The sequence below is a fragment of the Pseudomonas sp. CFBP 8770 genome, assembly GCF_014841705.1.
GTDB lineage: Bacteria > Pseudomonadota > Gammaproteobacteria > Pseudomonadales > Pseudomonadaceae > Aquipseudomonas.
Window position 1 is genome coordinate 15,282 of sequence record NZ_JACYUL010000002.1, and the last position, 23,012, is coordinate 38,293.

The window sequence follows — 23,012 nt, forward strand, 5'->3', positions numbered from 1 at the left end:
CTGCTGGGATAATCGCGATGACTGATGAGCCAATCAAAATTGCCATTCTTGCCATGGGTGGTGAGGGGGGCGGTGTATTAGCCGACTGGATCGTTAATTTGGGCGAGCATAATGGCTACTTCGCTCAAACCACTTCAGTGCCTGGCGTTGCTCAACGGACGGGGGCGACTATCTACTATGTAGAGCTTTTTCCAGGTGCGAACGTGGAAAGTCGCCGTGTACCTGTACTGGCGCAAGCTCCGCTCCCTGGTGACGTCGATATCGTTCTAGCGTCAGAGCTGATGGAGGCAGGTCGCGCTGTACAAAGGGGGTTTGTGACTACCGACCGTACAACCTTGATCACATCCACTCACCGGGTTTACTCCATCGCTGAAAAATCTGCCATGGGGGATGGTCGTGTTTCAAGTCCTGCTCTTCTGGATCAGGCCCGGAGTGCCGCTCGAGAGTTCATTTGCTTCGACATGGAAAAGGCGGCAGAGAAAACGGGCAGCGTTATCTCTGCGGTTTTGTTCGGAGCATTGAGCGGTGCAGGTGTACTGCCATTCAACCGTAAGCAATTTGAGGAAACTATCGAACTAGGTGGGGTAGGTGTCAAACCAAGCCTCAAAGCTTTTGATCTCGGCTTTACTTTGGTACGAGAGGGTGCGAGTGACCAAGCCGCAACTGCGACCAAAGTCGCTCCTAATTGGCAGCAGGCTAGGCCGGACAGTCTCCATCGGGATGTGGTCACGATCATTGATCGTGTGTGCCTTATGCCCGAAGACGTGTCAGAGGTCGCCTATGAAGGCGTGAAGCGCCTAATCGACTACCAAGATCCAGCCTATGCCGCGCTCTACATGGATCGCCTCGAACGAATCGCTCAGGCACCAGGCGGTACCGATCGCGGGATGCTTCGCGAACTGGCTCGCCATCTAGCTCTTTGGATGTCATTTGAAGACACGATCCGTGTTGCGGATTTGAAAAGCCGTGGCACCCGTTTCGACCGAGTGCGTGGAGAGGTTCGCAGCAAGGCCGACCAGGTTCTGCACATTCAGGAGTACATGCACCCTAGGCTGGATGAGATCTGCGAAACGCTACCTGCAGGTTTTGGACGCTGGCTGGCGAAGCCGCACATAGTGAACCGTCTGGTTGGACGGATGACTCAAAGTGGCCGCACTGTGAAGACGAGTGCCTTGAGCGGATTCTTGCTGCTGCATGGACTGGCCAAATGGCGTCGCTGGCGACGATCGACTCTTCGCTACGAGTTGGAAGATGCCCGCATCGAAGCGTGGCTAGAGCGTGTCAGAAACCTCGCCGCGATTGATCCAGTAGTGGCGTTGGAAGTCGTCCAATGCCAACGCCTGGTAAAGGGATACAGCGATACACACAGTCGTGGACTCAAAAATTTCGAAGTGTTAATGGCAGTTGTAGATCGCCACAAAAATGTCCTTAGCGCACCAACGCTGCGTGAGCTTAGAAACGCAGCGCTCGCTGATGAACACGGATTGAAATTAAAAGAATCTCTCATGCAGCATGCGCTTACTGTTGAAGGATAAATTATATGGCTTCGAATAAGTTTGAAAAGTCGCACAAGATTCGTTTTGCTGAATGTGATCCGGCTGGTATCGTTTTCTATCCCCAGTACTTCGTCATGTTCAATAACCTCTTAGAAGCATGGGTTGATGACTTGCTTCCTGGAGTCGGGTTCGCTGGTTATATTGGTAAACTAAAATTCGGAATGCCCTCGGTTCGAATTGAAGCAGACTTCAAATCCGTTAGTAAAATGGGTGATCAAGTCGTCCTGACTCTGGAGGTTTTGCGTCTGGGTTCTAAGTCCATCACGTTGCTACTTCAATGCGTTTCTCCTGATGGTGAGGTTCGCGTCAGTGTCACTCAGGTTCTGGTTACTACCTCGCTGGTAACCCACAAAGCCATTGAAGTTCCTGACGTGATACGCCAGGCGTTGGTTTCATCACCTATTCAAGAATAAAAGAGGATCGCATCGTGAAAATCGTATGTATTGGCGGTGGGCCAGCTGGCCTGTATTTCGGTCTGCTAATGAAGCTGCAAGATCCTAACAATCATGTCGTCATTATTGAGCGCAATCGCCCCTATGACACTTTTGGTTGGGGGGTAGTTTTCTCTGACGCTACTTTGGAAAATCTTCGGGAAGCAGATCCTGTCTCGGCCAAGACCATTTCTAGCGCGTTTAACCGTTGGGACGACATCGATATACATTTCAAAAATGAAATGGTGCGTAGCGGAGGTCACGGGTTCATCGGGATCGGTCGTAAAAAACTCCTGAATATCCTCCAAGCGCGTTGCGAGGAGGTAGGTGTCGAATTGGTGTTCGAGACGTTCGTAGAGGACGACCAAGAAATCGCCCGCAAATATGGGGCAGATCTGGTGATCGCATCGGACGGCCTTAATAGCCCAACCCGCACCCGTTACAAGGATACGTTCAAGCCTGATATTGATCAACGGAACTGCCGTTTTGTATGGTTAGGTACACGCAAAGTTTTTGATGCCTTTACATTCATCTTCGTTGAGACTCAGTACGGATGGTTCCAAGCCCATGCTTACCAGTTCGAAGATGGCCTCAGCACATTCATTGTCGAGACAACCGACGAGGCTTGGCAGGCGGCTGGCATTGACCAGATGTCACAGGAAGAAGGTATCGCATACTGTGAGAAGATTTTCGCACCGTGGCTGCAGGGTGAGCCGCTGATCTCTAACGCAGCTCATCTGCGTGGTTCCGCGATTTGGATTCGTTTCCCGCGTGTGATGTGCAGCCGCTGGGTTCAGTGGACTCAGCCATATGGTCAGGACGGCCAAGACGTTCCGGTTGTCCTTATGGGGGATGCAGCCCATACCGCTCACTTTTCCATTGGCTCCGGCACTAAGCTTGCTCTTGAAGATGCGATTGAGCTTTGTAACACCCTCAAGGAGCCCGGTGAGTTGTGTGAACGCCTTGCCCACTACGAAGAGGTGCGTGGCATTGAAGTTCTGAAGATCCAGAACGCGGCTCGCAATTCCACTGAGTGGTTCGAGAACGTGGCGCGCTATGAAGGGTTGCAACCTCAGCAGTTCGCCTATTCCTTACTGACGCGTTCACAACGTATTTCGCATGAAAACCTGCGATTGCGAGATTCGAAATGGCTAGGAGGTTATGAAGCCTGGCTGGCAGAACGCGTCGGTATCGACGTGGGGCAGGGTGTTAAGCCATGTCCTCCTATTTTGACGCCTTTCACCATCCGCGATTTGACGTTGGTAAATCGCGTCGTAGTTTCGCCTACCATGCTGTATAGCGCTACCGAAGGCGTTGCCGGTGATTTCCATCTGGTGCACCTTGGCAGTCGGGCCCTTGGCGGCGCTGGCTTAGTTATGGCCGAGTCGACCGCTATAAGCCCCAATGGTCGGGTGAGCACGGGCGACACCGGGTTGTGGAATGAAGACCAAGTTGCCGCGTGGAAACGGATCACAGCTTTCGTGCATGATAGCAGTCAGTCCAAAGTAGGCATTCAACTCAGCCACAGCGGGCGCCGAGGGTCGACCCAAAAAGGATGGGAAAAGCCTGATCAGCCTCTCAAAGACGGTAACTGGCCTCTCATTGCTCCTAGCGCGATACCTTATATCGAAAGCGTCACTCAGACACCCAAGGCTGCTACTCAGGCTGATCTTGCCGAGATTCGAGTGGCCTTTGCTCAGGCAGCGGAACGCGCTACGCGCGCCGGTTTTGATTGGTTAGAGATTCAGGCCGGGCATGGCTTCCTTCTTTCCAATTTCATTTCGCCTCTTACCAACCTACGTACCGACGAATACGGAGGCTCGCTTGAGAATCGCATGCGCTTTCCGCTCGAGGTTGTCGCAGCTGTTCGCAACACCTGGCCTGCGCATCTTCCGCTTTCAGTTCGCATTTCTGCAACCGACTGGGCAGAAGGTGGTACCACGGTTGATGAAGCCGTCGATATCGCACGCGCTTTAAAGGCAGTGGGTGTGGACGTCATTGATGTATCAAGCGGTGAAGTTGTTGCTAATCAACGTCCAGTCTACGGGCGCATGTTCCAGACACCATTCGCAGATAGGGTGCGGAATGAGGCGGGTATCCCGACCATCGCCGTAGGTGCCATCAGCGATGCAGACCAGGTGAATGGGATCATCGCTTCCGGTCGTGCTGATTTGTGCGCTATTTCCAGGCCGTACCTTGCGGAGCCGACCTGGCTCCTTCGTGAAGTAGCTAGATTGGGATGGAATTCAGACCAGTGGCCCCCAGCCTATCTTTGGGGAAAGGATGCCCTCGAGCGCAGCTTCAATACCCGTAAGTAGACCTGAAAGACATTGATGTCCTGAGGAGTAGACGATGACTAAGTCCTATGATCAATACCGCGAGAGCAAGCTTGGGCGCGCCGACGTTGAAGATACGCCGGAGCTACTTGCCTACTACCGCCAACTTAATGACCTGCAAGTGGGCGCGCTCTGGACTGTCGCCAACAAGATCGAGCCGTGGCAGCCCAAATCCGATTCGGTACCGGTTGTATGGCGATACAAGGATTTGCGGGAGGTTGTTCTACGTTCCGTGGATCTGGTCACGCCAGAAAAAGCTGGCCGACGCGTTATTTACTTGAATAATCCGGGGCGCACGGAAGTTTCAGCAGCGGTAGGCTGGTTGTACTCGGGTCTGCAAGTGATGCACCCCGGCGAGCTGGCCTCTGCCCACGCACACTCATCTTCTGCGCTGCGCTTCATCATGGAAGGTCGTGGTGCATACACCATTGTTGATGGACACAAAATGACGCTCGGGGCGAACGACTTCGTTCTGACGCCAAATGGTACCTGGCATGAGCACGGCGTAGAGTCTGATGGCCTGCCGTGCATTTGGCAGGATGGCTTGGATATCCCGCTGGTCAATGCCCTCGAAGCGGGCTTTTACGCTGTGCATCCTGATCTGCAGCAAGCGGTGGGTTTTCCTGTCGATGACTCTGTGAGTTTGTGGGGCGCCGCTGGCCTTCGCCCCCAAGACATTGGCTGGAACAAGCCTTATTCCCCGCTGTTTAAGTACCAGTGGGAGCCTACCTACGAAGCGCTTCGCCGCTATGCGGCGGCCAAAGAAGACAACCCTTTTGACGGTGCGCTTATGCACTACACCAACCCCGTTAGTGGCGGGCATGTTTTGTCCACCATCGGCGCGAGCATGCAGCTTCTTCGCCCAGGCTTTGTTGGTAAGGCACACCGGCATACCGGCAGCTTTTTGTATCAGGTAGCCAAAGGTAAGGGCTACTCCATCATCAACGGTAAACGCCTCGACTGGCAAGAACGAGACATCTTCTGTGTTCCTTCCTGGGCATGGCATGAGCACGTCAACGAAAGCACCGATGACACCTGCCTGTTCTGCTTCAGCGACCTGCCCGTAATGGAAAAACTTGGGCTCTATCGCGAAGAGGCCCTTGCGGATAACGATGGTCATCAGCCCATCGCTGCCCAATAAACCCCTGCAAACAATAAACAAGAATTTGGAGTTCTTATGCGCTTGGTAACTTTCCGTAGCAATGTCAACGCTGCTGCCCGCCTTGGGGCCATGGTTGACGGCCTTGTCGTCGATCTCAATGCTCTGGGTAAACACTCGGGCAACGTCATTCCTGACAACATGCTTGACTTCATCGACCTGGGCCCGCAGGCAGTCACAGCTACCACCGCTTTACTGAAGAGCTTTGAAGGCAAATGGCCTTTAGGCGTCGCTGTTCCAGCGAGCAATGTGAAGATGTTGGCGCCGATCCCGCGCCCTCGCAAAAACATTTTTGGTATCGGACTGAACTATGTTGAGCATGTAGAAGAGTCAAGCCGCACTTTGGACACATCCAAAGATCTTCCGAAGCAGCCAGTTATTTTCTCAAAACCACCAACCACTGTGATCGGCCCTGGCGATGCCATTGAGCACAATGAAACAATTACTCGCCAGATGGACTGGGAAGTTGAGCTGGCGGTGATCATTGGGCAGCGCGCTAAAGGTGTGAGTGGATCCGAAGCGTTGAGTTACGTGTTCGGCTATAGCGTCATCAACGACATCAGTGCACGCGATAACCGTCGTGCTGGGCAGTGGATTTACTCCAAAGGCCAAGATACCTATGCTCCCTTCGGGCCAATCATCGTCACTGCTGACGAGCTCCCAGATCCACATAATCTGAATCTCAGCCTTAAGGTCAATGGCGTCATCAAACAGGAGTCCAATACCCGTCATTTGCTGTTCAACATCCCCACCCTCATTGCTGACATCAGCGCCGGCATCACGCTGGAGCCAGGCGACATCATCGCCAGCGGCACCCCAGCAGGCGTTGGGGCTGGTCGTACGCCTCAAGAGTGGTTGTGGCCTGGTGACGTTGTTGAAGCCTACGTCGAGAAGATCGGTGAGCTCAGGAACCCAATAGTAGCAGTGGGTGACGAGCCTCGTTTGGGTAAGCAGCAGGCATAAGACTCTCTAAAAGGAACTATTTCATGCTCGAATTACCTCGCTTTAAAGCGGCGGCTGTTCAGACTTCCCCCGTCTTCTTGAATACCGATGCGACGGTGGAGAAAACCATTTCGCTGATCCAAGAAGCAGCAGGAAACGGCGCTAAGCTTGTTGCTTTTCCTGAGGTGTTCATCTCCGGATATCCCTACTGGAGCTGGATCGGTAACCCAATCGAAGGTAGCTCTTGGTTTGAGCGACTTGTACGTTCGGCCATCGAAATTCCTGGCCCGGAAATCAACAAGATTGCTCAAGCTGCGGCGCGCCACAAGATTAACGTGGTCATTGGCGTGAACGAGCGCAACCGTAATGGCATAGGCACGCTGTACAACACCCTGGTGACCATCAGTGAGGATGGTAAGATTTTGGGTCGTCATCGCAAACTGGTGCCGACTTGGGCGGAGAAGCTGACCTGGGCTCCGGGTGATGCTTCCGCCTTACGAGTTCACGAAACAAGTGTCGGCCCGCTGGGATCTCTCGCTTGTGGTGAAAACACCAACACCTTGGCGCGCTTTTCATTGATCGCCCAGGGAGAATTAATCCATGTCGCAAGCTACATTTCTCTACCGGTAGCTCCATCAGACTACGATATGGCCGACGCTATCAAGGTTCGCGCTGCAGCCCATTGCTTCGAGGGCAAGTTGTTCACGGCGGTATCATGTTCGACCGTCTCTGAAGAGATCATCGAAGCCCTAGAGAAAGACTTTCCTCGGGCTAGAGAGCTACTAACGCGCAAGAACAGCGCGTTCTCTGGTTTTCTTGGCCCTGATGGGCGTGTTATCGGCGAACCATTAATCGACGAAGAGGGCATCGTCTATGCCGATATTGATTTGTCTCGTTGTATTCAACCCCGACAGATGCACGACATCGCAGGGCATTACAACCGCTTCGATATCTTCGATCTGAAAGTGAATCGCAGTCCTCAGCAGGCTGTGCGCTTTGATGATGAACCCGCCGAAGTCTTCAGTACGTCGAATGGTGCATCCGAACAAATCCAGGAGAATGCCTCATGAGTGATAGCCGGATTTATCGCATTGGCCAGATCGTCCCATCCTCGAATACAACCATGGAGACGGAAATCCCGGCCATTCTCAGAGTACGTGAGACTCTGGCTTCTGAGCGGTTTACGTTCCACTCCAGTCGAATGCGAATGAAGAATGTAACCAAAGAGGAGTTGGCAGCGATGGATGGTGACAGCGACCGTTGCGCGCTAGAGCTTTCCGACGCCCGCGTAGATGTTCTCGGGTATGCATGCTTGGTGGCCATCATGAGCATGGGCAACGGTTACCATCGTGTTTCCGAAAGTCGGCTCCATCAGCGAACGGTCGAAAACGGTGGGCCCGCGCCTGTCGTGACAAGTGCGGGGGCTTTGGTGGATGGGTTGCATGCTATCGGTGCCAAGAAGATCTCGTTGCTGGCTCCATACATGAAGCCTCTGACACGTCTTGTGATTGAATACATCGAAAGCGAGGGTATCGAGGTCGTCGATAGCATCTCGCTGGAAATCCCAGACAATCTGGAGGTGGGTCGTCAGGACTCGCGAGCGCCAATCGAGATCACCAAGAAGCTTAAAACAACGGGTGTGGACGCTATCGTGGCGTCGGCCTGCGTGCAAATGCCGTCGCTTCAATCGATCCAGGCGATCGAGGATCGGGTGGGCTTGCCAGTGCTGTCGTCATCTGTGGCTACCACCTACATGATGCTCAAGCAATTGAGCCTTGATACGACGGTGCCTGGTTTCGGTTCGCTGTTGTCAGGGCGGTACTGATGTCGCGAACAGGGTTTTCCTCGCTCATTCGTAAACGCTAGAATCAACGGAATCACTTTGTGCTACAGGCCATCTTTTGCATGACCAAAACCAAGGATTTCGTCGATAACTACCTTCCCGCGCTCCTCGGTCAGGCATGGCATCTGGTTTCTACGCAATTTCATGCCGTCGTGGAGGAGCACGGGCTCTCTGTACTCGAATGGCGTGTGCTATCTACCTTAGCCAGCCATGGGGCTATGTCCATTTCCGCTCTGGCGCAGGTGACGGTGAGCAAACAGCCCACCGTAACTCGACTGCTGCTGCGTCTTGAGGCGCAAGGCTATGTCGATCGGTCAACCAGCCTCGATGATCGCCGTTTTACCCTGGTACGAGTAACACGCGCGGGGCGGCGCCTTGTGGCCGGATTGATTGAGCTGGCTGAAAAGCACGAGGTTGAAATCTTAGCTTCTTTCGAGGATGAGAAAATTTCCGCGCTGAAAGAAGTTCTGCATGAGCTGATTGCGCGTCATCAGCCGAAGATGTAAAACGCCCTTTTGCAAGGGCGTTTCACTTAGGCCTGGTCATATGAAAGAGGCCAGACTTTAAAATCTCAAAGTAGTCTGTAGGCCCCCCACCTCGCAGGATAGGGCGAGCAGACGCAGTATCGTAAACCCCATCCTTCAGAAATGCCGAATTGATGTGAACCCCCACGACCTCTCCCATTACCATCCAAGTGTCCAGTAACCTACCGTTCAGACCGCTAAGCTGCTGAACAGAGATAACCTCACATTCCAGCGAAACGGGACTTTCAGCCACACGGGGCGATGCCACATGGATCGAAGGCACTGGGGTCAAGCCGGTCGCTTCGAACTCATCAATACCTGGGATTTCAGTGCTACTGTCGTTTACCAACTCGGCCAGCGGGCGGGTGGCCAGGTTGTAAACGAAATGGCCTGTATCCTGCGCATTGCGTACGCTATCTTTTTTTCCGACGCTGGAGAATATCAGGATTGGTGGGCGGTAATTGATGATATTAAAAAAGCTATAAGGCGCGAGGTTTGCGCGGCCATGCTGATTGACTGTCGAGATCCAACCAATCGGCCGAGGGCCGAGGATAGCCGGTAGCGGATCATGAGGAAGGCCATGTCCATCGGCGACTGAATAGCTATAGGTAGAGGAGGCCATGTTTTTCTCTCACTGGAGTGAAGCGTAAACTTAGCGCAGGCAGAGAGGCCGCGCACGAGTGGAGAGGAAATTCATGCAGAAAGTGGATGGTGAAAGCACGATACCACGTGCTTATCAACTTACAGGGCCTGTCTTGATGCTCACGGTGACTGGAGACATAGAAGAGCTTTTCTGCAGCGAGAAAATGTTACTGAACCATTAGCAGTCGAGGAGATGGCTCGCGCCCCCTCCCTGATTTCAAATAGGAGGTATTCAGCGACGTGAAAGCTTGTCAGCCACAAGAATGCCTGAGCCTGCTCCTAATCCAGGCCCAGGATGCGTAGTAGCTCCGATGTGATAGACATTTTTGATCGTAGTTCTGTTGCTCCTTGCGCCATGGGTTGCAGCAAACGGACGCAGCCAGAAGAACTGATCGGGCGAACAGATGCCTGAGTAAGGGTCACCACCAACAAGGTTGCAGTTAAGTCTTTCAAGGTCAGCAGGGGAGTAGGTCTTCCTGCCTACGATGATTGAAGAGAGCCCGGGCATTACTTGCTCAAGACGCTTCTGCGCGCGGTCGGCGAAGGCCTCTCTCACTTGTTCGTTCCACTTGCCATCTTTGGGTGTAGCAATTTCGCCAGCAGCATCACCTTTAAGAGTAGTGGGCAGCTCTTGCATTTGAATCCATAGAATCCACGAACCATCTGGTGCACGCGATTTATCAACCACTACAGGCTGCCCAATACCCAACGTGGGTTTCGATGGAAGCATTCCATTGTTTGCCTCAGTAACGGACAGGCAGGTCTGTTCCATGCTTTCCGTCAAGTGTACTAGAGGTACTTCGCCCAGCTCCTCGGTAAGCCAACCAGGCTTTGCGCTCAGCGCGAAATGGATCTGCATGCAACCACGCCCATAGCGGTACCCATTGGCATGATCGCGTACAGCTTTAGGACTGTATTGGATGAGCTTGCCATACAGCATTTCGGGGGTCACATTGCAAACTACAGCCTCTGAGGCTAGGAACCTCGACCCGTCGGAAAGCATGACGCCGGTTGCGCGTTCTTTTGCACCTTGACCTTCGGTGTTCACCTGTACCACATCGCTATCGGTTCGTACGGCACCACCCTTGTCTTCGATGATACTTGCCAAGGCGTCAACCAAACGGCTGCCACCACCTTTGATCACAGGCATTCCTGCAGTAACCACCGAAGCGAACGTCAGCTTACCGATGAGAGCGGAACAAGCATCGTCAGGGCCTAACCCGGAGTGCAGCGTCCAAGGTGCGATTAGGGTACGTACTTCATTGGAGGTGAACGTGCGTTCAGACCAACGACGAAAATTTTCTAAAGACTCGGTAGCAAAGGTCAACAATCCATCCACGCCACGTTTACGCCACGCTTGGAAGAGAGGGCGGAGCATGCTTAATCCATACGGATCTTTACCAAGTAGTGTAAAGATAAGGCCGGCATCATCCCCCATGACTTGAGATACGGTTTTTTTGAACGCCATTCCATCACCCGGAGCGACCTTTTCCAAGCGCGCACATGCGTCGTCCAAGTCTCGCGTCAGCGCGATCCCTTCGCCATTTGGATGAACCCATCCAGTTGAGTATTTGCTGGACAGTAGCTCGACCCCGCGCTTACGGAGCTCGGGCTCTAACTCTGCGTAGGCTGGGCTGCCGGCGAGCAGAGAGTGCCACGAGGAGAGGACTTCGTGAGTGAAGCCAGGGAACAGTTCTTCAGTCCGTATGCAACCACCTAAACGGTCATTGCGCTCCAGCACCGTCACTTGCTTTCCACGGACGGCAAGCAGAGCAGCTCCTATCATGGAGTTGATTCCGCTTCCCACAAAGAGGATCTGGGAGCTGTTTGGAACGGTCATCTCGTTACTCCACCAAGGCTAGAACGCGAAGCGGGCTGCCAGATCCAGCTTGGATCTTTAGAGGGGCAGAGAAGATGAGTGCGCCAACCGGGGGGAGCTGATCAAGATTGTTCAAGCACTGCAGGCCGTATTTGTTGGCCCCATGCATCAGCGTATGACAAGGATAAGGAATAGGCCACGAATACGACTGGCCCGCATCGGTGTTGATAGTTTCCACGCCAAAGCCATGAACATCACGCTTATCAATCAGCCACTCGATGGCCTCTTGCGAAGGGCCTGGTGTATGAGCACCGTCTTCACGGATATTCAGGTACGCCTGTGCGTCAGGAAGCCGCTTCGACCAGTCCGTGCGTAGGAAAACCCAGGCACCTTTGGGGATGCGACCGTACTCGGCTTCCCAGCTTTTAAGAAACTCAACGGTGAGAACCCAGTCTTCATGAGCCGCAACCTGCGGACTCGCATCAATCACGACGGCAGGTGCGATGAAATTGGAGGGTGGGATCAGATCCACCGTATTAGCCGGGTGTTCACGGCCTGAGATCCAATGCGCAGGGGCATCGAAGTGCGTGCCGGTGTGCTCGCCGCAGGTGAAGTTGTTCCAGTACCACGCTGGGCCCGCTTCGTCATACATCGAAATGCGCTCAATTTTAAACGGCTGAACTTGCCCGAACTGAGAGGGCAGTTGCAGCGCTGGAAAATCGGGCGAAAGGGTATGGGTGAGATCGATGATCTTTAGCTGACCGGTAGCGAGTTTTTCTGCCAGTGTGGCGAGCGTGGTTTTGCCGGTATTCATGATTTTTTGGCTCCTGTGTTTGGGTAGGTCGCTTAAAGCGAGTCGCGCCTGACCATCAAGCAATAGTCGCCTTTCGTGGAACAATGCTGATATCCAATTAGCGCGTTAACTATCCTGAAATTGCATGTTTTTTTTGTTATTGCTTTTTGTCGCGATGCGCGGGCTGCCCTGTGCTGCCTTCGCACTTTAAAATCCTGGGTGCAAGCGTTCTAAGTTGTCGCGATTCGTGTTTTTGCAATGTGGAAAATGAATCCACGGCTTTCAGGTGTCTCCGTTCCCATCCCGATTTCAAAGTATCGAAAAACAAGAACCAGAGGTCGAAAAATGTGTGCGAGTAAACGTTTTCCGTTGATTGGCATTTCTGTTGGACTTATCGCCTGTCAGGCGCAAGCAGATTTTTTTGAAGAGTCGAGCTTGAGCCTGGGGTTGAGAAATTTTTATTTCGACCGTGATTTTAAAAAATCGGATGCACCAAAGTCCAGGGTTGGTAATTGGAGCCAAGGGTTCGACCTTCAGTTCAAATCAGGCTACACCTCCGGGCCGGTGCAGTTTGCGCTGGAAACCTCCAGTCAGTTTGCTTACCGCCTCGACGGAGGCGGAGGAAGAGGCCCGGACTCCATCATCCCGTACGACCGGAGTCGTAAAGAGCAGGCAAAAGAATACGGGCGGTCGGGCGCAGCCGTTAAGCTGCGAGCCTCTAAGACAGAGGTCAAGATTGGCGAGCATCGACCGACGCTGCCTGTCGCGTATCTGGACGATTCACGCCAACTCGTGACGACCTACCAGGGCGCGACCGTGGAGTCCAAAGAGTGGGATGGATTGACCTTGAATGCTGGACGTTTCTGGACGTTCGCATCCCGAGAATCCTCTAACCGTGAAAAACTCTACCTTTTGGGAACCCCTGATCGGGGCAGTGACGGTTTGAATTTCGCCGGCGGTACGTACACGTTTAGCCCTGCGCTCAGTGTCAGCTATTTCTACGCGCAGCTGGAGGATATCTACAACCAGAACTATCTAGGGCTGACGTACATCGCAGACCTTGGTGATGGTTACTCGTTGAAGAACGACGTCAGGTATTACAAAAATACGGGTGATGGCCAGCAATTGAATGGAGACTACGACAACAAATCGCTGGGTTTGATGACGTCCTTACGCAAGAGCGGGCATGCGTTCACCATCGCCTATCAAGAGATGGATGGGTCGGATCCTTTCCCCCTTCTCGGCTATGCGCCACAGCTTCATTTGGTGAACTGGTCGACGATTGCATTCTACCAAGCAGAAGAGCGTTCGTGGCAGGCTCGCTATGATTATGATTTTACGAAATCTGGGATTCCCGGGCTGAAATTTATGACCCGATATATGCGAGGTACCGAAATTGATCGCGGAGAAGATTTGTCACGCGGGTTGGAAAGCGAGCGAAACTTCGTAGTGAGCTATGTTGTACAACGAGGAGCTCTTAAGGGGTTGGGGTTTGAGATGAGGAACATCCAGATCAAAAGCCGATATGGCTCTGACTTTGATGAAAATAGGCTAGCGACTACCTATACATGGAAATTTTGGTGATCGAATGAAGAAAAAAAGGCCAGCGTGCTGGCCTTTGTTTGATTATCAGGTTGCCGCTGCAAGTGATTTTTTTCGACTAACTAATCGAAGCGTTGGATAAAGAACGAAGGATGCTACCAATGATGTAGCGAATTCAATGGGAACCCATGCTTTGAGTACGTAGTGAGCCAGTACGAAGCCAATGCCAACCGTTACTACACCAGCCCAGTTTACTTCGGGTGTTGAACGATTCGATCCGAGGCGGGCCACGATAAGATAGTCCGCTATGATGATGCCGGCGAAACAGGTTGTGAGTACTCCTAGGATGGTGATGAAACTGTTGACCCACTCCAGGATAGATCCCGCCAACATAACGCACGCCAGCACATTGGCTAGGATGACAAATAAGATGCGACCAGGGCGCCATCCGAACGCTACGTCTGCCAATCCTGTAAGAGACAACGAAGCGCTGTACGTGTTGAGCACCTGAGCTTTACCCTGGGCAAGAAAAAGCATGACCGCACCAAGGCTACCAGCAAAAATGACAAACGCAGCGGCAACGCTGTCCGGGCTTTGAAGTACCGCCTGCAATGCCGTCTCGTGGTTCATGCCTCGGGCCACATAGTATTCCACCAGTCGTTCTGTACCGGCATACATAATGACCGCTCCAAAAATGAGCATCACGATGTCCATGAACACGTTGCCAAAAATGGCCGCGACCAAAATGTCCTTGCTGGACTTTGCATATCGACCCAGGTCGCCATCAATAAGTGCCAAAGCACCTGCTGAGCCGATCAGCACATTAATGCAGAAGACGAATTTGCCCATATCGGTGTCCGCACCCATAGCTGCCAAGGCCTCAGGAGGAAATTGCGCCCCGAAGGACAACACTGTTTCCCAGCTCTGACCTGACGAATGGATTACGTCGAACATCATGTAGACCAGTAGCGCTAGAAATGCAACCAGCGTGATGGACGAAAACCGAGCTACCACTTGGAAACCAAAGGCTGTAAGTAGGATCCATACAACCGACATCCCGCCATAAACTGCTACCTGCAGCAGTAAGGTATCTTCAAGGCCAAGCCAGAATAATAAACCTTTGTAAAGCAAGGCGTTTTCAAGCGCGATGAACCCAATTATCATAAAGCCGAACGTAAGCGCTACCAATGCAGAACCTTTTCGGCCAAAACCGTGTTGACGCGATAGCATAGAGCTGGCAAGCCCTGTCTTGTAGGCAACATGTCCAACTCCCCACCCCAAGAGTGCGCCTACCACGGTTACTACTAGGCCTGCAATTATACCAATCCAGATGCCGGCAACAAATGTCACCAGTGCACCGAGAAATATTTGGATGAGAGTCGTGACGATTCCGGTGGTATTCCAGGTTAACTGAAGCCAGTTCTGGCGTTCACTGTGAGGCACAGACTCTAATGAGTGATCGTCTGTTGACTTGCTGAAGGTGGCCATATGCTCTCCGGTTATTGTTGGCAAACGGTGTTCATCAATAGCTGTTACTGACGCCCTGTCGGAAACTACAAGTTCGCTCAGGATGCTCTAAAATCCAATCCAGATAAGGAGCAAGATCTATCCAGTTCTTGCGAAAAGGTACCGCTTGATTATGTTTTATTCATGTGCTTTAGAGTCGAAGCGGCGTGAGGTTACGCTCGGGCTTTCTCCAAATAGGGCTCGGTACTCCGTTGAAAATCTTCCGAGGTGCGAGCAGCCCCAGTTCATTGCGACTGTCGAAACGTTTGTGGAACATCGATCACTAAGTAGTGCCTCCCTTATTTTCATAAGTCTGTATTTTTTCAAATAGGCCATGGGCGATGTGTTTAGGCACTTCCTGAAGTCATTCAATAGCTTGTAGCGTGAGACTCCCGCAGCTGTTTCTATGTCCTCTAGTGAGAGCTCGTACTTTGCATTAAGCTCTATGAAGCATCTCGCCTTTTTTATATGTGGAGGTATTGTTTTTTCACTTGTCTCTGTGAGTTCGTCGCTGTAGTTGCTGGGCTGACTGAATAAGAGGCTCTTTACAATAATTGACTCGATTTCAGCAGCTAGATGCATTTTTCCAAATGCACTCAAACCAAGTGGGCTTTCGTCAAGGTAGTACTTGATAAGTCCCCACCAGTTTCCCGATGCTCCGCTCGCCGCATCAATTGAGGGTGAGAATTCAAGGCGGCTGGCTACTCGGCGTCTTAGGAGATGTTCAAGCTTTTCGTGTAAGAGCGCTGATGGAAGGGTAAGCTGGATTTTTTTGCAAAGCTTGTCCATTGAAAGACGCTGAGCCTGAAATGGAGCGATGATACATCCGGTATTTTGATCAGAGAGAATGCTTTTTCCTTGGAGTATCAATTCCTGTGAGCCTACAATCGGCAGGCTGATGCAAAAATTATCGAAGTTTGATAGTTCATACACGTCGATCTGGGCATCCGTCCCATACTCTATGTAGCCAATGGTAGCTGTATTGAGCACGCGTCCCACATGTCGAAAGTCAACGTGGCCAGGTCGGGCGACGTTCAAATCATGTGGGCCGCAAATACTCGTCATCCAAGCGTGAGCGCCCGACTCGTCGTTCCTAAAGATATCAATATCCAGCTGCGGTACGCCGTTGAATGCTCTCATGATCAGGCTCGCTGCTTTTGATGTTTGTTCGCAATTGACTATTGATCGGTTAAACTTTACAAGCAGGGCGAGGTTCTAAACAAAAATTATTGCACTAGGTGGATATTCTTTGCGTAAAATGTATATGCAAAACGCGTTTCGTCCATATTGCTCTGTTTATTTTGGTTGCTGTCGGCGGATGAGCTTAATGAAAGTCGTACAGTTCTCAACTGAACTGCAAACTTAGGCCACGAAGCGGATAAAAAATTTATCTGTTTTGGATAGTCGTCGAGTACGAAGCGCTCACAGAATTGGAACGGCAAACGGTGGCATAGACCACCTTTTCGAAACACCTACTCAAATCTGCCGTAACTCATAAATACAAAGAGGCTGATGATGAAGAGCGCTATTGCTTTGGCTTCCCTCCTTTGCTTACCGGTAATTGCTGGTGCTGAGGATTTCCTTAAGCCATATATACTGACTGACGTGGGTTGGAATACCCATAATAACATTGGAGGAGAGCAGGAGTACCATTATCAGGAGGGACGGCTTTCGCCGAATTTCTTCGGACTCAAGGGGGAGGGCAGCATCGCGGATGGCTATAAGGGAGTTTTCAAACTTGAGTCCGGCTACTCGCTGCAGGACTTGCGTATCACCGGTCATGGCATTTTCAGTAGGCAGGCGTATGGTGGGGTAAAGACACCTTATGGGGATGTCTTTGTCGGTAAGCAGTGGGATTTTATGTTTGAAACGCTTTCCGCAGAGCGCTGGGGTAAAAACCTGGGTTATGTTTCTCTTTTTCAAGTTCACGCCGGGCCTTTCAATTTAGGGCTACCTTTCGGTTCTATCGACTACAACCGGATTGCAGGCGGCTTCCCAACGGGTAACGCTATAAAATATAAAACCCCTAGTTTCAATGGTGTGGTGTTAGGCGCCATGTATGCAGAGGGCGACAAAGATAGCTCCAACAATTTCGGCCGCACGACAAGTTACAGTGCTGCGTATTCTAAAGGGCCTTTAAGATTGACAGCGGCTTACGCCAACGCCGAGCATAAATCTATTAATGACGGAAAAGACGGTATCGAGAACTACGGCGCCGGTTTTGCTTATGAGTTCGAAAATGTTGTTTTAGATGGGTTATACACCAAGACAAACAACACCTATAGCGACGCAGGGATTGATTCTTATCTGCTTGGCCTATTGGTTCCATTCGATGATAAATCAGGCGTATACGCGAACTACGCTTACATGGATGGTAATGCCAAACTTGGGGATTCAAGCGCGAACCAGATGGGTATTACCTATTTCTATAACCTGAATCGATATTTACTGGGCTATGTATCGGGTGTCTATCAGGTCACCGGGGGCACTGGGCAGAATGCGTACATCTCTGGCGCTTATGGTGTTTCCGATGCGAGAGAACAGAGCGTTCTTCAAGTCGGGCTACGTTTTTACTACGAGTAAGGGCCGCCCCCAACGCCTAGAATGAGGCGTTGGGGATTAGACTCACTATCGGTCGAAGATGGCCAATACACGTAGCGGGCTACCTGAGCCATCCTCGATTTTTAAGGGTGCCGAGACGATGACAGCCCCCGTTGGTGGCAGCTTCTCCAGATTGTTCAGGCATTGCAGACCGAATCGACCGTCGCCTAGCATCCGGTTGTGGCAAGGGTATGGGACTTCCCAGCTACCGGATTGCCCTGCGTCGATGTTAATGGTCTCGACGCCGAAGCCGACGATATTACGCTCTTCGATCAACCATTCCACCGTGCGCTGGCTAGGGCCAGGGGTGTGCGGCGAGCCGTCGATTAAGTTCGCGAATTCGAGAGGGTTATCGATTTTCTCCGACCAGCCCGTTCTAAAAAGGAACCATGATCCAGAGGTGATCCTACCGTGTGCGTTTTCCCATTCAAGTATGAATTCGGGCTCGAGAATCCAGTCATGGTTCTTAGTCACTTCGTGAGAAGCATCTACTACCACAGCCGGAGCCATAAATCGCTTTGGGTCAATACGGTCAACTGAGTTTTCTGGAGCATCGGCCCCTGTGTACCAGTGGATAGGCGCATCAAAATGAGTTCCGGTGTGTTCGCCGCAGGAAAAGTTATTCCAGTACCAACCTGGCCCGCGCTCATCGTAGCGCGAAATTTCCTCTTTTTTGAACGCCCATGTCTGACCAAATTGCGGAGGAAGTGTAAGGGTCGGGAACTCAGACTTTAATGTGTGTGACAGATCAACAATTTCAATTTTGCTATTTAATAGATCTTCGGCCAATTGGCGAACGCTTGACATAATTGTTCCTCGAATTAAATTCCGGCGATCTGCCTTGGGAGATGTAGGTACATATAATCTAGGAAGGCGCGCAGGGCGGGATTCATATTTTTACGAGATGGGTAAACTGCGTAAATTTTATAAGTCTCCGTTTGCCACTCATGTAGAATCCGCAACACGCTTCCGTTTTTTATATCAGCTTCGGCAAGAACGCTGGGGATCAGGCCGATAAGACTTCCATTTTTGATCGCCTCCAGTTGTACTGCTGGATTTAGGCAAAACAGTGATGGTTGAAATTTGATTGTTCGACTTTCGCCGTCTTTAATAAAAGTCCATTCAACTGCACCTTCAAGGCGGTCAAGCACTGAACTGGTTAGGCGGCGTTTTTTGAGATCTGATGGGGCTTTTAATTCTCCAATATCAGGGCTGTCAGAACTGCATACCACTATGAGCTCAATTTCAGCTATGGTTCTTGCGATGAGCCCCGAGCTTGGATCAATGTCCTTGTTGTTTCTAAATGCGACATCAAAACCGTTTTCGATTATTTCCAGGCTTTGATCGCTAGCTTCCACAACGATTTTTATTTCTGGGTAAGCTTTCAGGAAGCCAGGTAGCAATGTTGCGAGGTTAAGTTGCGCCAATAAAGTTGGAGCCAGCACCCGAAGCTGTCCGGATGGATGATCGGTGAGGGTAGCCATGCATGCATACGCAGCTTCACCCTCTTGCACAAGCAACTGGGTACGCTCGTAAAGCGTCAGCCCAGCAGGGGTAGGTGAGAAGTTTCGAGTGTTTCGATTGATTAATCGAACTTGTAGTCTTTCTTCCAGTTGGGTAATCCTTCTGCTCAGTGCAGATTTTGTCAACCCTGAAGACCGTTCGGCTGCTGAAAATCCGCCATGCTTGACGACTAAAAAAAAGTAGTACAGATCGTTCAGGTTCATCGTCCATTGCCTCGATATCTTCAGCCGCGATAATTCAGGTTGTCAGTGCAAGAATACGATCTGGCTTGCGATTACACCAATCAGCGTGAAAAATTGGCTCAGCACGTTTTTAATCTGCAACGCATGCCCGAACTCATGGCGATTTTGCTGGAGATCTCGGAAAGTCAGCATGGACGTCGACGCCAGCACGAACATGCTAGCAACGCCTAGCACCGCAGCACCGAGCGCAAAGGCCTTAACTCCGCCGTAACCATTCGTGATACAAACCAAGATAACCAGATACAGCCCAAAAAGAGCAACTCCTGTCATCCAGAAGGGCTTTGAGCCCTGCGTTCTAGGAAGAAGGTGATACATGACCAACCAAGCGATCAGGCTCGAAAGAAATCCTGTCGAATAGGCTGAGCCTAGCGTACCCCATGTAATTTGACTGCTATCTTTGAGGATATTGAATATATAGAAGCTGTTGAATCCTATAACCAGAAAGCAGAGACTAAATGCAGTAATTCCTAACCGGAATGCCCTGCTTTTCCGCCAAAAACTATAGATACTGAATTTATGAGTTTTTGAACTTGATAATATAATTCCTCCAGTGTAGATCGACCAAGTCGCTCCAATTAAGACTAATGTCGTCGCTGTACCCATTTCACGGTATAAGGATGGCGCGAATGTTAGCATTATCAGGAGCATTACTATCGGACTCAGCATTGCTGCCATTGAGCGCTGGCTCTGATACTGGCTCTGAGCAGGGGCGTGGAAATCATTTGAAGGTTCAATGGTTAATTCATTTATGACTAAACAAGCTAACGCTGTAAGACCGAAAACTACAAAGCCTGCCTGCATGAGACGGCCAAACGGTACGCTTGAGGCGATGAAGGGGCCCAAGGCCATCCCCAAGGCCAAACCGCTAGCGTAGTAGTTGACCCCTCTCATTCTCTCGTCTGACGAATGTAATTCGAATGTAAGACTTCGAGCAGTGGTTACAAAAGCGGCTGCCCCTATCGCCATGATGCAGCGCGCGGTAAGAAGCCACATGAAATTTTCTCCGACCAATCCAATCGCACATCCTAAGACGTAGACGCTTAGAAAAAACCTCAGGAATTTCCTTCTACCTAACGAGTCTATAAAGCGACAGTTTTGCGAAATAAGTATGATCGCTATAATAGTAGGCGGAAATATCAACATGTTGAGCTCGAGCTCGCTAACTCCGTAGAATGATTTTATTTCTGAAAGTGAAAAATAAAATGCACCGGTACTGGCAAGGTCAAGAGCACTGAGCATCAACATTAATATCAAAAGTGGACGATTTCGCATATCTGGATTCTCATGGAGTAAGCATATAGTACCAATTCCATTGTTCAGTTTATGCAACGCATTGTTTCCCCTTTGCGTCAGTACATTCCATATGCTTACGAACATCCCTCGCTAATGCGGCCGGCCTTCCCGGCACCCGCTCCTCGTTGATTTTGGGGTTATTCGTCAGGGTAGAGGCCGGAATTTCGGTGTCGCATACCTGCGATTACTCGGCCTGCGAGTTCGTGCTCATCATCAGATCAACTCGTTATCTGCCATGACCCAGTGCACAGGCATTGGTGAGCATCGGCTGGCCTATCTGGCTGGTTGATTGCAAGGTTAATCTGGTGGGAACGTGTCTGAGACCTTGGTGCGTCAGTGCTACCCATTCTTTCCTTTACCACCTTTAGAACAGGCGACGTTCATGTCCATTCCGCTAGCCCCCGATATTGTCCTACCCTCCCGCTCCGCTTCCAAAACGGAAGCAGCCATGGCGGTTGGCTGCTTTGCCATTGGAACAGGTGAGTTCGCCATCATGGGACTGATGCCTGACATCGCAACCAACCTTCACTTAAGTGAGCCGCAGGTTGGGCATGCCATCAGTGCCTACGCCTTGGGCGTTATGGTAGGTGCCCCGCTACTGGCCATCCTCGGAGCCAAGTTGCTGCGCAAACACCTCTTGATCCTGCTGATGGCCCTGTATGCCATAGGCAATCTAGCGACTGCGTTCACGTCGAGCTACGAGACCCTGATGGTGTTTCGTTTCATTAGCGGTCTTCCTCACGGCGCCTTTTTCGGTATTGCCGCAGTAGTAGCATCAAGCATGGTGCCTGCAAACAAGCGAGCCGCCGCCGTGGCACGAGTGATGATGGGGCTTACCTTAGCGATGCTGTTAGGTAACCCTATTGCGACGCTGTTAGGGCAATTTTTCGGTTGGCGCTCTGCATTCGCGCTTGTGGGGCTGATCGCGATCACCTCTCTTGCCCTAGTGTGGCGCTTTGTGCCTAACCGTCGTGATGAATTGCGTAGCGATCCAATCAAGGAAATGCGCGCTTTCAAGCATCCTCAGGTATGGATGGCCCTTGCCATTGCGTCCATTGGGTTTGCGGGCATGTTCTGCGTGTTTAGCTATTTGGCCCCGACGATGCTTGAGGTAACGCATGCATCACCGGAGTGGATTCCGCTCGGCCTGGCGGCATTTGGTGTAGGCGGTATTATTGGGAACATCGTCGGCGGCAAGCTTTTCGATCGCTTGCAATTTCGTGCGGTAGGAGTGTTGCTGGTGTGGTCGATAGCAGTGTTGTTGTTTTTTCCCTTTGCTGCAGGTTCGCTGTGGGGTGTGGCGATTGGTATAGGCCTGGTAGGTACTATGCTGGCATTGGCTGCTCCGCTGCGGATTCGGTTGATGGACATCGCCCATGAGGCGCCTAGCCTGGCAGCGGCATCGAACCACGCAGCGTTCAATCTGGCGAACGCACTAGGGCCATGGTTTGGCGGCATGGCTATCACTGCTGGTTTGGGGTGGACGAGTACTGGATACATTGGTGCGTCTACGGCTTTAATTGGCCTAGGGGTATATCTGATCGCGAGGCGAATGAAGGGTGGCGATTAATCAGTCACTGTAGATACTGACGTAGCATGATTCGATAACATTCGGAATCTCGCATGCGTGCGGTGGGTGGTGCAGAGAGCAGTGATGTAGAAGAATGTGTCGACGGCCGCCGAAGCAATGCAGCCTGAAGCAGCGACTTTTCTTGGTTGTATGGAGGTGATACGGATGCCTGATTCTTTAATGTGCGCAAGCTGGTCTTTCGCCTTACTGTAGTCAGTCGACAGCTTGCTCTCTGCAATTTCTAGCCCGCAGCCCAGTCTTCTGCACAAATCCAAATCTTGTTCAATCGATAGCGGTTTGGTGGTGATCTGACTAATAGCCAAGCTTTGCATTACGACCTCTGGATAAACAGCTCATTTTATTGGCGAAGCGGGAGCAGTCATCGCCTGCGCCGTTGCTGGGTACGATCAGCAGGGTGCCACCAGGCTTATCCGGATTGCCCGCAGTAAATCACATCGACGCTAGGGTCAGAAAACAGCTGCGGATGGCGCTGACGGAACTCTCCAATGGCGATCTCGGGTAGGACTTATGGCGGCGTCTTCATAGTGCTCAAGGTTCGCTGTCGGGTAGAGACCCGGCCATGTGATTTGCGATCAAACCGGAAGGAGCGCGCAGGCCAAGGATGGCCGCAGGCGTGAGGCTGGAAGCCCGCTAGGGCCAAGACCCGCTAAAGCGGGACTTGGTTTACG

The 23,012-nt window shown here is 51.5% G+C and carries 20 protein-coding genes; 11 read left to right on the plus strand and 9 right to left on the minus strand.

Going from position 1 to position 23,012, the window contains the following annotated elements; genetic code table 11:
- The first annotated feature begins 17 nt into the window (after positions 1–17).
- From IFT98_RS04875 to IFT98_RS04910, 8 genes are all read left to right on the plus strand, one after another.
- The gene (locus tag IFT98_RS04875) at positions 18–1,535 is read left to right on the plus strand and encodes an indolepyruvate oxidoreductase subunit beta family protein (RefSeq protein ID WP_192047596.1); all 1,518 of its coding nucleotides are present in this window, start codon (positions 18–20) and stop codon (positions 1,533–1,535) included.
- 5 nt (positions 1,536–1,540) lie between these two features.
- A complete protein-coding gene (locus tag IFT98_RS04880; RefSeq protein ID WP_192047597.1) occupies positions 1,541–1,969 on the plus strand; it encodes an acyl-CoA thioesterase in 429 nt (142 codons plus the stop codon).
- A gap of 14 nt (positions 1,970–1,983) precedes the next feature.
- Positions 1,984–4,305 carry a bifunctional salicylyl-CoA 5-hydroxylase/oxidoreductase gene (locus tag IFT98_RS04885; RefSeq protein ID WP_192047598.1) on the plus strand — a complete coding sequence of 774 codons (2,322 nt, stop codon included), beginning with the start codon at positions 1,984–1,986 and terminating at the stop codon, positions 4,303–4,305.
- A 34-nt stretch (positions 4,306–4,339) separates the two neighbouring features.
- On the plus strand, positions 4,340–5,464 hold the full coding sequence (locus IFT98_RS04890) for a cupin domain-containing protein (RefSeq protein ID WP_192047599.1): 1,125 nt from the start codon (positions 4,340–4,342) through the stop codon (positions 5,462–5,464).
- Positions 5,465–5,500: 36 nt separating this feature from the next.
- Positions 5,501–6,445 (plus strand): fumarylacetoacetate hydrolase family protein, encoded by a 945-nt coding sequence (locus tag IFT98_RS04895; protein WP_192047600.1) that lies wholly within the window; start codon positions 5,501–5,503, stop codon positions 6,443–6,445.
- Positions 6,446–6,468: 23 nt separating this feature from the next.
- Positions 6,469–7,494 (plus strand): carbon-nitrogen hydrolase family protein, encoded by a 1,026-nt coding sequence (locus IFT98_RS04900; RefSeq protein ID WP_192047601.1) that lies wholly within the window; start codon positions 6,469–6,471, stop codon positions 7,492–7,494.
- Positions 7,491–8,249: a maleate cis-trans isomerase family protein gene (locus tag IFT98_RS04905; RefSeq protein ID WP_274603751.1), complete on the plus strand. Its 759-nt coding sequence runs from the start codon at positions 7,491–7,493 to the stop codon at positions 8,247–8,249. The genes IFT98_RS04900 and IFT98_RS04905 overlap by 4 nt, the downstream gene beginning before the upstream one ends.
- Before the next feature lie 80 nt (positions 8,250–8,329).
- Positions 8,330–8,773 (plus strand): MarR family winged helix-turn-helix transcriptional regulator, encoded by a 444-nt coding sequence (locus IFT98_RS04910; RefSeq protein ID WP_192047602.1) that lies wholly within the window; start codon positions 8,330–8,332, stop codon positions 8,771–8,773.
- A 22-nt stretch (positions 8,774–8,795) separates the two neighbouring features.
- Here the strand turns inward: IFT98_RS04910 and IFT98_RS04915 are convergent, their stop codons facing one another.
- From IFT98_RS04915 to IFT98_RS04925, 3 genes are all read right to left on the minus strand, one after another.
- Positions 8,796–9,413 carry a flavin reductase family protein gene (locus IFT98_RS04915; protein ID WP_192047603.1) on the minus strand — a complete coding sequence of 206 codons (618 nt, stop codon included), beginning with the start codon at positions 9,411–9,413 and terminating at the stop codon, positions 8,796–8,798.
- 252 nt (positions 9,414–9,665) lie between these two features.
- Entirely contained in the window at positions 9,666–11,273 is a 1,608-nt protein-coding gene (locus IFT98_RS04920) for a phytoene desaturase family protein (RefSeq protein WP_192047604.1), read from the minus strand.
- A gap of 4 nt (positions 11,274–11,277) precedes the next feature.
- A complete protein-coding gene (locus IFT98_RS04925) occupies positions 11,278–12,066 on the minus strand; it encodes a cyclase family protein (protein ID WP_192047605.1) in 789 nt (262 codons plus the stop codon).
- A 324-nt stretch (positions 12,067–12,390) separates the two neighbouring features.
- Between IFT98_RS04925 and IFT98_RS04930 the strand changes: the two genes are divergently transcribed.
- A complete protein-coding gene (locus IFT98_RS04930) occupies positions 12,391–13,629 on the plus strand; it encodes an OprD family porin (protein WP_192047899.1) in 1,239 nt (412 codons plus the stop codon).
- Positions 13,630–13,674: 45 nt separating this feature from the next.
- Here the strand turns inward: IFT98_RS04930 and IFT98_RS04935 are convergent, their stop codons facing one another.
- Both IFT98_RS04935 and IFT98_RS04940 read right to left on the minus strand, forming a co-directional pair.
- The gene (locus IFT98_RS04935) at positions 13,675–15,075 is read right to left on the minus strand and encodes a purine-cytosine permease family protein (protein WP_192047606.1); all 1,401 of its coding nucleotides are present in this window, start codon (positions 15,073–15,075) and stop codon (positions 13,675–13,677) included.
- 156 nt (positions 15,076–15,231) lie between these two features.
- Positions 15,232–16,233 carry an AraC family transcriptional regulator gene (locus IFT98_RS04940; protein WP_192047607.1) on the minus strand — a complete coding sequence of 334 codons (1,002 nt, stop codon included), beginning with the start codon at positions 16,231–16,233 and terminating at the stop codon, positions 15,232–15,234.
- A 375-nt stretch (positions 16,234–16,608) separates the two neighbouring features.
- Between IFT98_RS04940 and IFT98_RS04945 the strand changes: the two genes are divergently transcribed.
- Positions 16,609–17,676 carry a porin gene (locus tag IFT98_RS04945; protein ID WP_192047608.1) on the plus strand — a complete coding sequence of 356 codons (1,068 nt, stop codon included), beginning with the start codon at positions 16,609–16,611 and terminating at the stop codon, positions 17,674–17,676.
- Positions 17,677–17,721: 45 nt separating this feature from the next.
- On the opposite strand, the gene IFT98_RS04950 is transcribed toward IFT98_RS04945, so the two are convergent.
- The 3 genes from IFT98_RS04950 to IFT98_RS04960 are packed head-to-tail and all read right to left on the minus strand — an operon-like array spanning position 17,722 to position 20,837.
- Entirely contained in the window at positions 17,722–18,501 is a 780-nt protein-coding gene (locus tag IFT98_RS04950) for a cyclase family protein (protein ID WP_192047609.1), read from the minus strand.
- A gap of 14 nt (positions 18,502–18,515) precedes the next feature.
- Positions 18,516–19,421, minus strand: a complete 906-nt coding sequence (locus IFT98_RS04955; RefSeq protein ID WP_192047610.1) for a LysR family transcriptional regulator — start codon at positions 19,419–19,421, stop codon at positions 18,516–18,518.
- 42 nt (positions 19,422–19,463) lie between these two features.
- Entirely contained in the window at positions 19,464–20,837 is a 1,374-nt protein-coding gene (locus IFT98_RS04960; RefSeq protein WP_342214130.1) for an MFS transporter, read from the minus strand.
- A 298-nt stretch (positions 20,838–21,135) separates the two neighbouring features.
- Between IFT98_RS04960 and IFT98_RS04965 the strand changes: the two genes are divergently transcribed.
- Entirely contained in the window at positions 21,136–22,323 is a 1,188-nt protein-coding gene (locus IFT98_RS04965) for an MFS transporter (protein ID WP_192047612.1), read from the plus strand.
- Here the strand turns inward: IFT98_RS04965 and IFT98_RS04970 are convergent.
- Complete coding sequence (locus tag IFT98_RS04970) at positions 22,320–22,655, minus strand: hypothetical protein (protein ID WP_192047613.1); 336 nt, start codon at positions 22,653–22,655, stop codon at positions 22,320–22,322. The two genes, IFT98_RS04965 and IFT98_RS04970, sit on opposite strands and share 4 nt — an antisense overlap.
- Positions 22,656–23,012 lie beyond the last annotated feature (357 nt).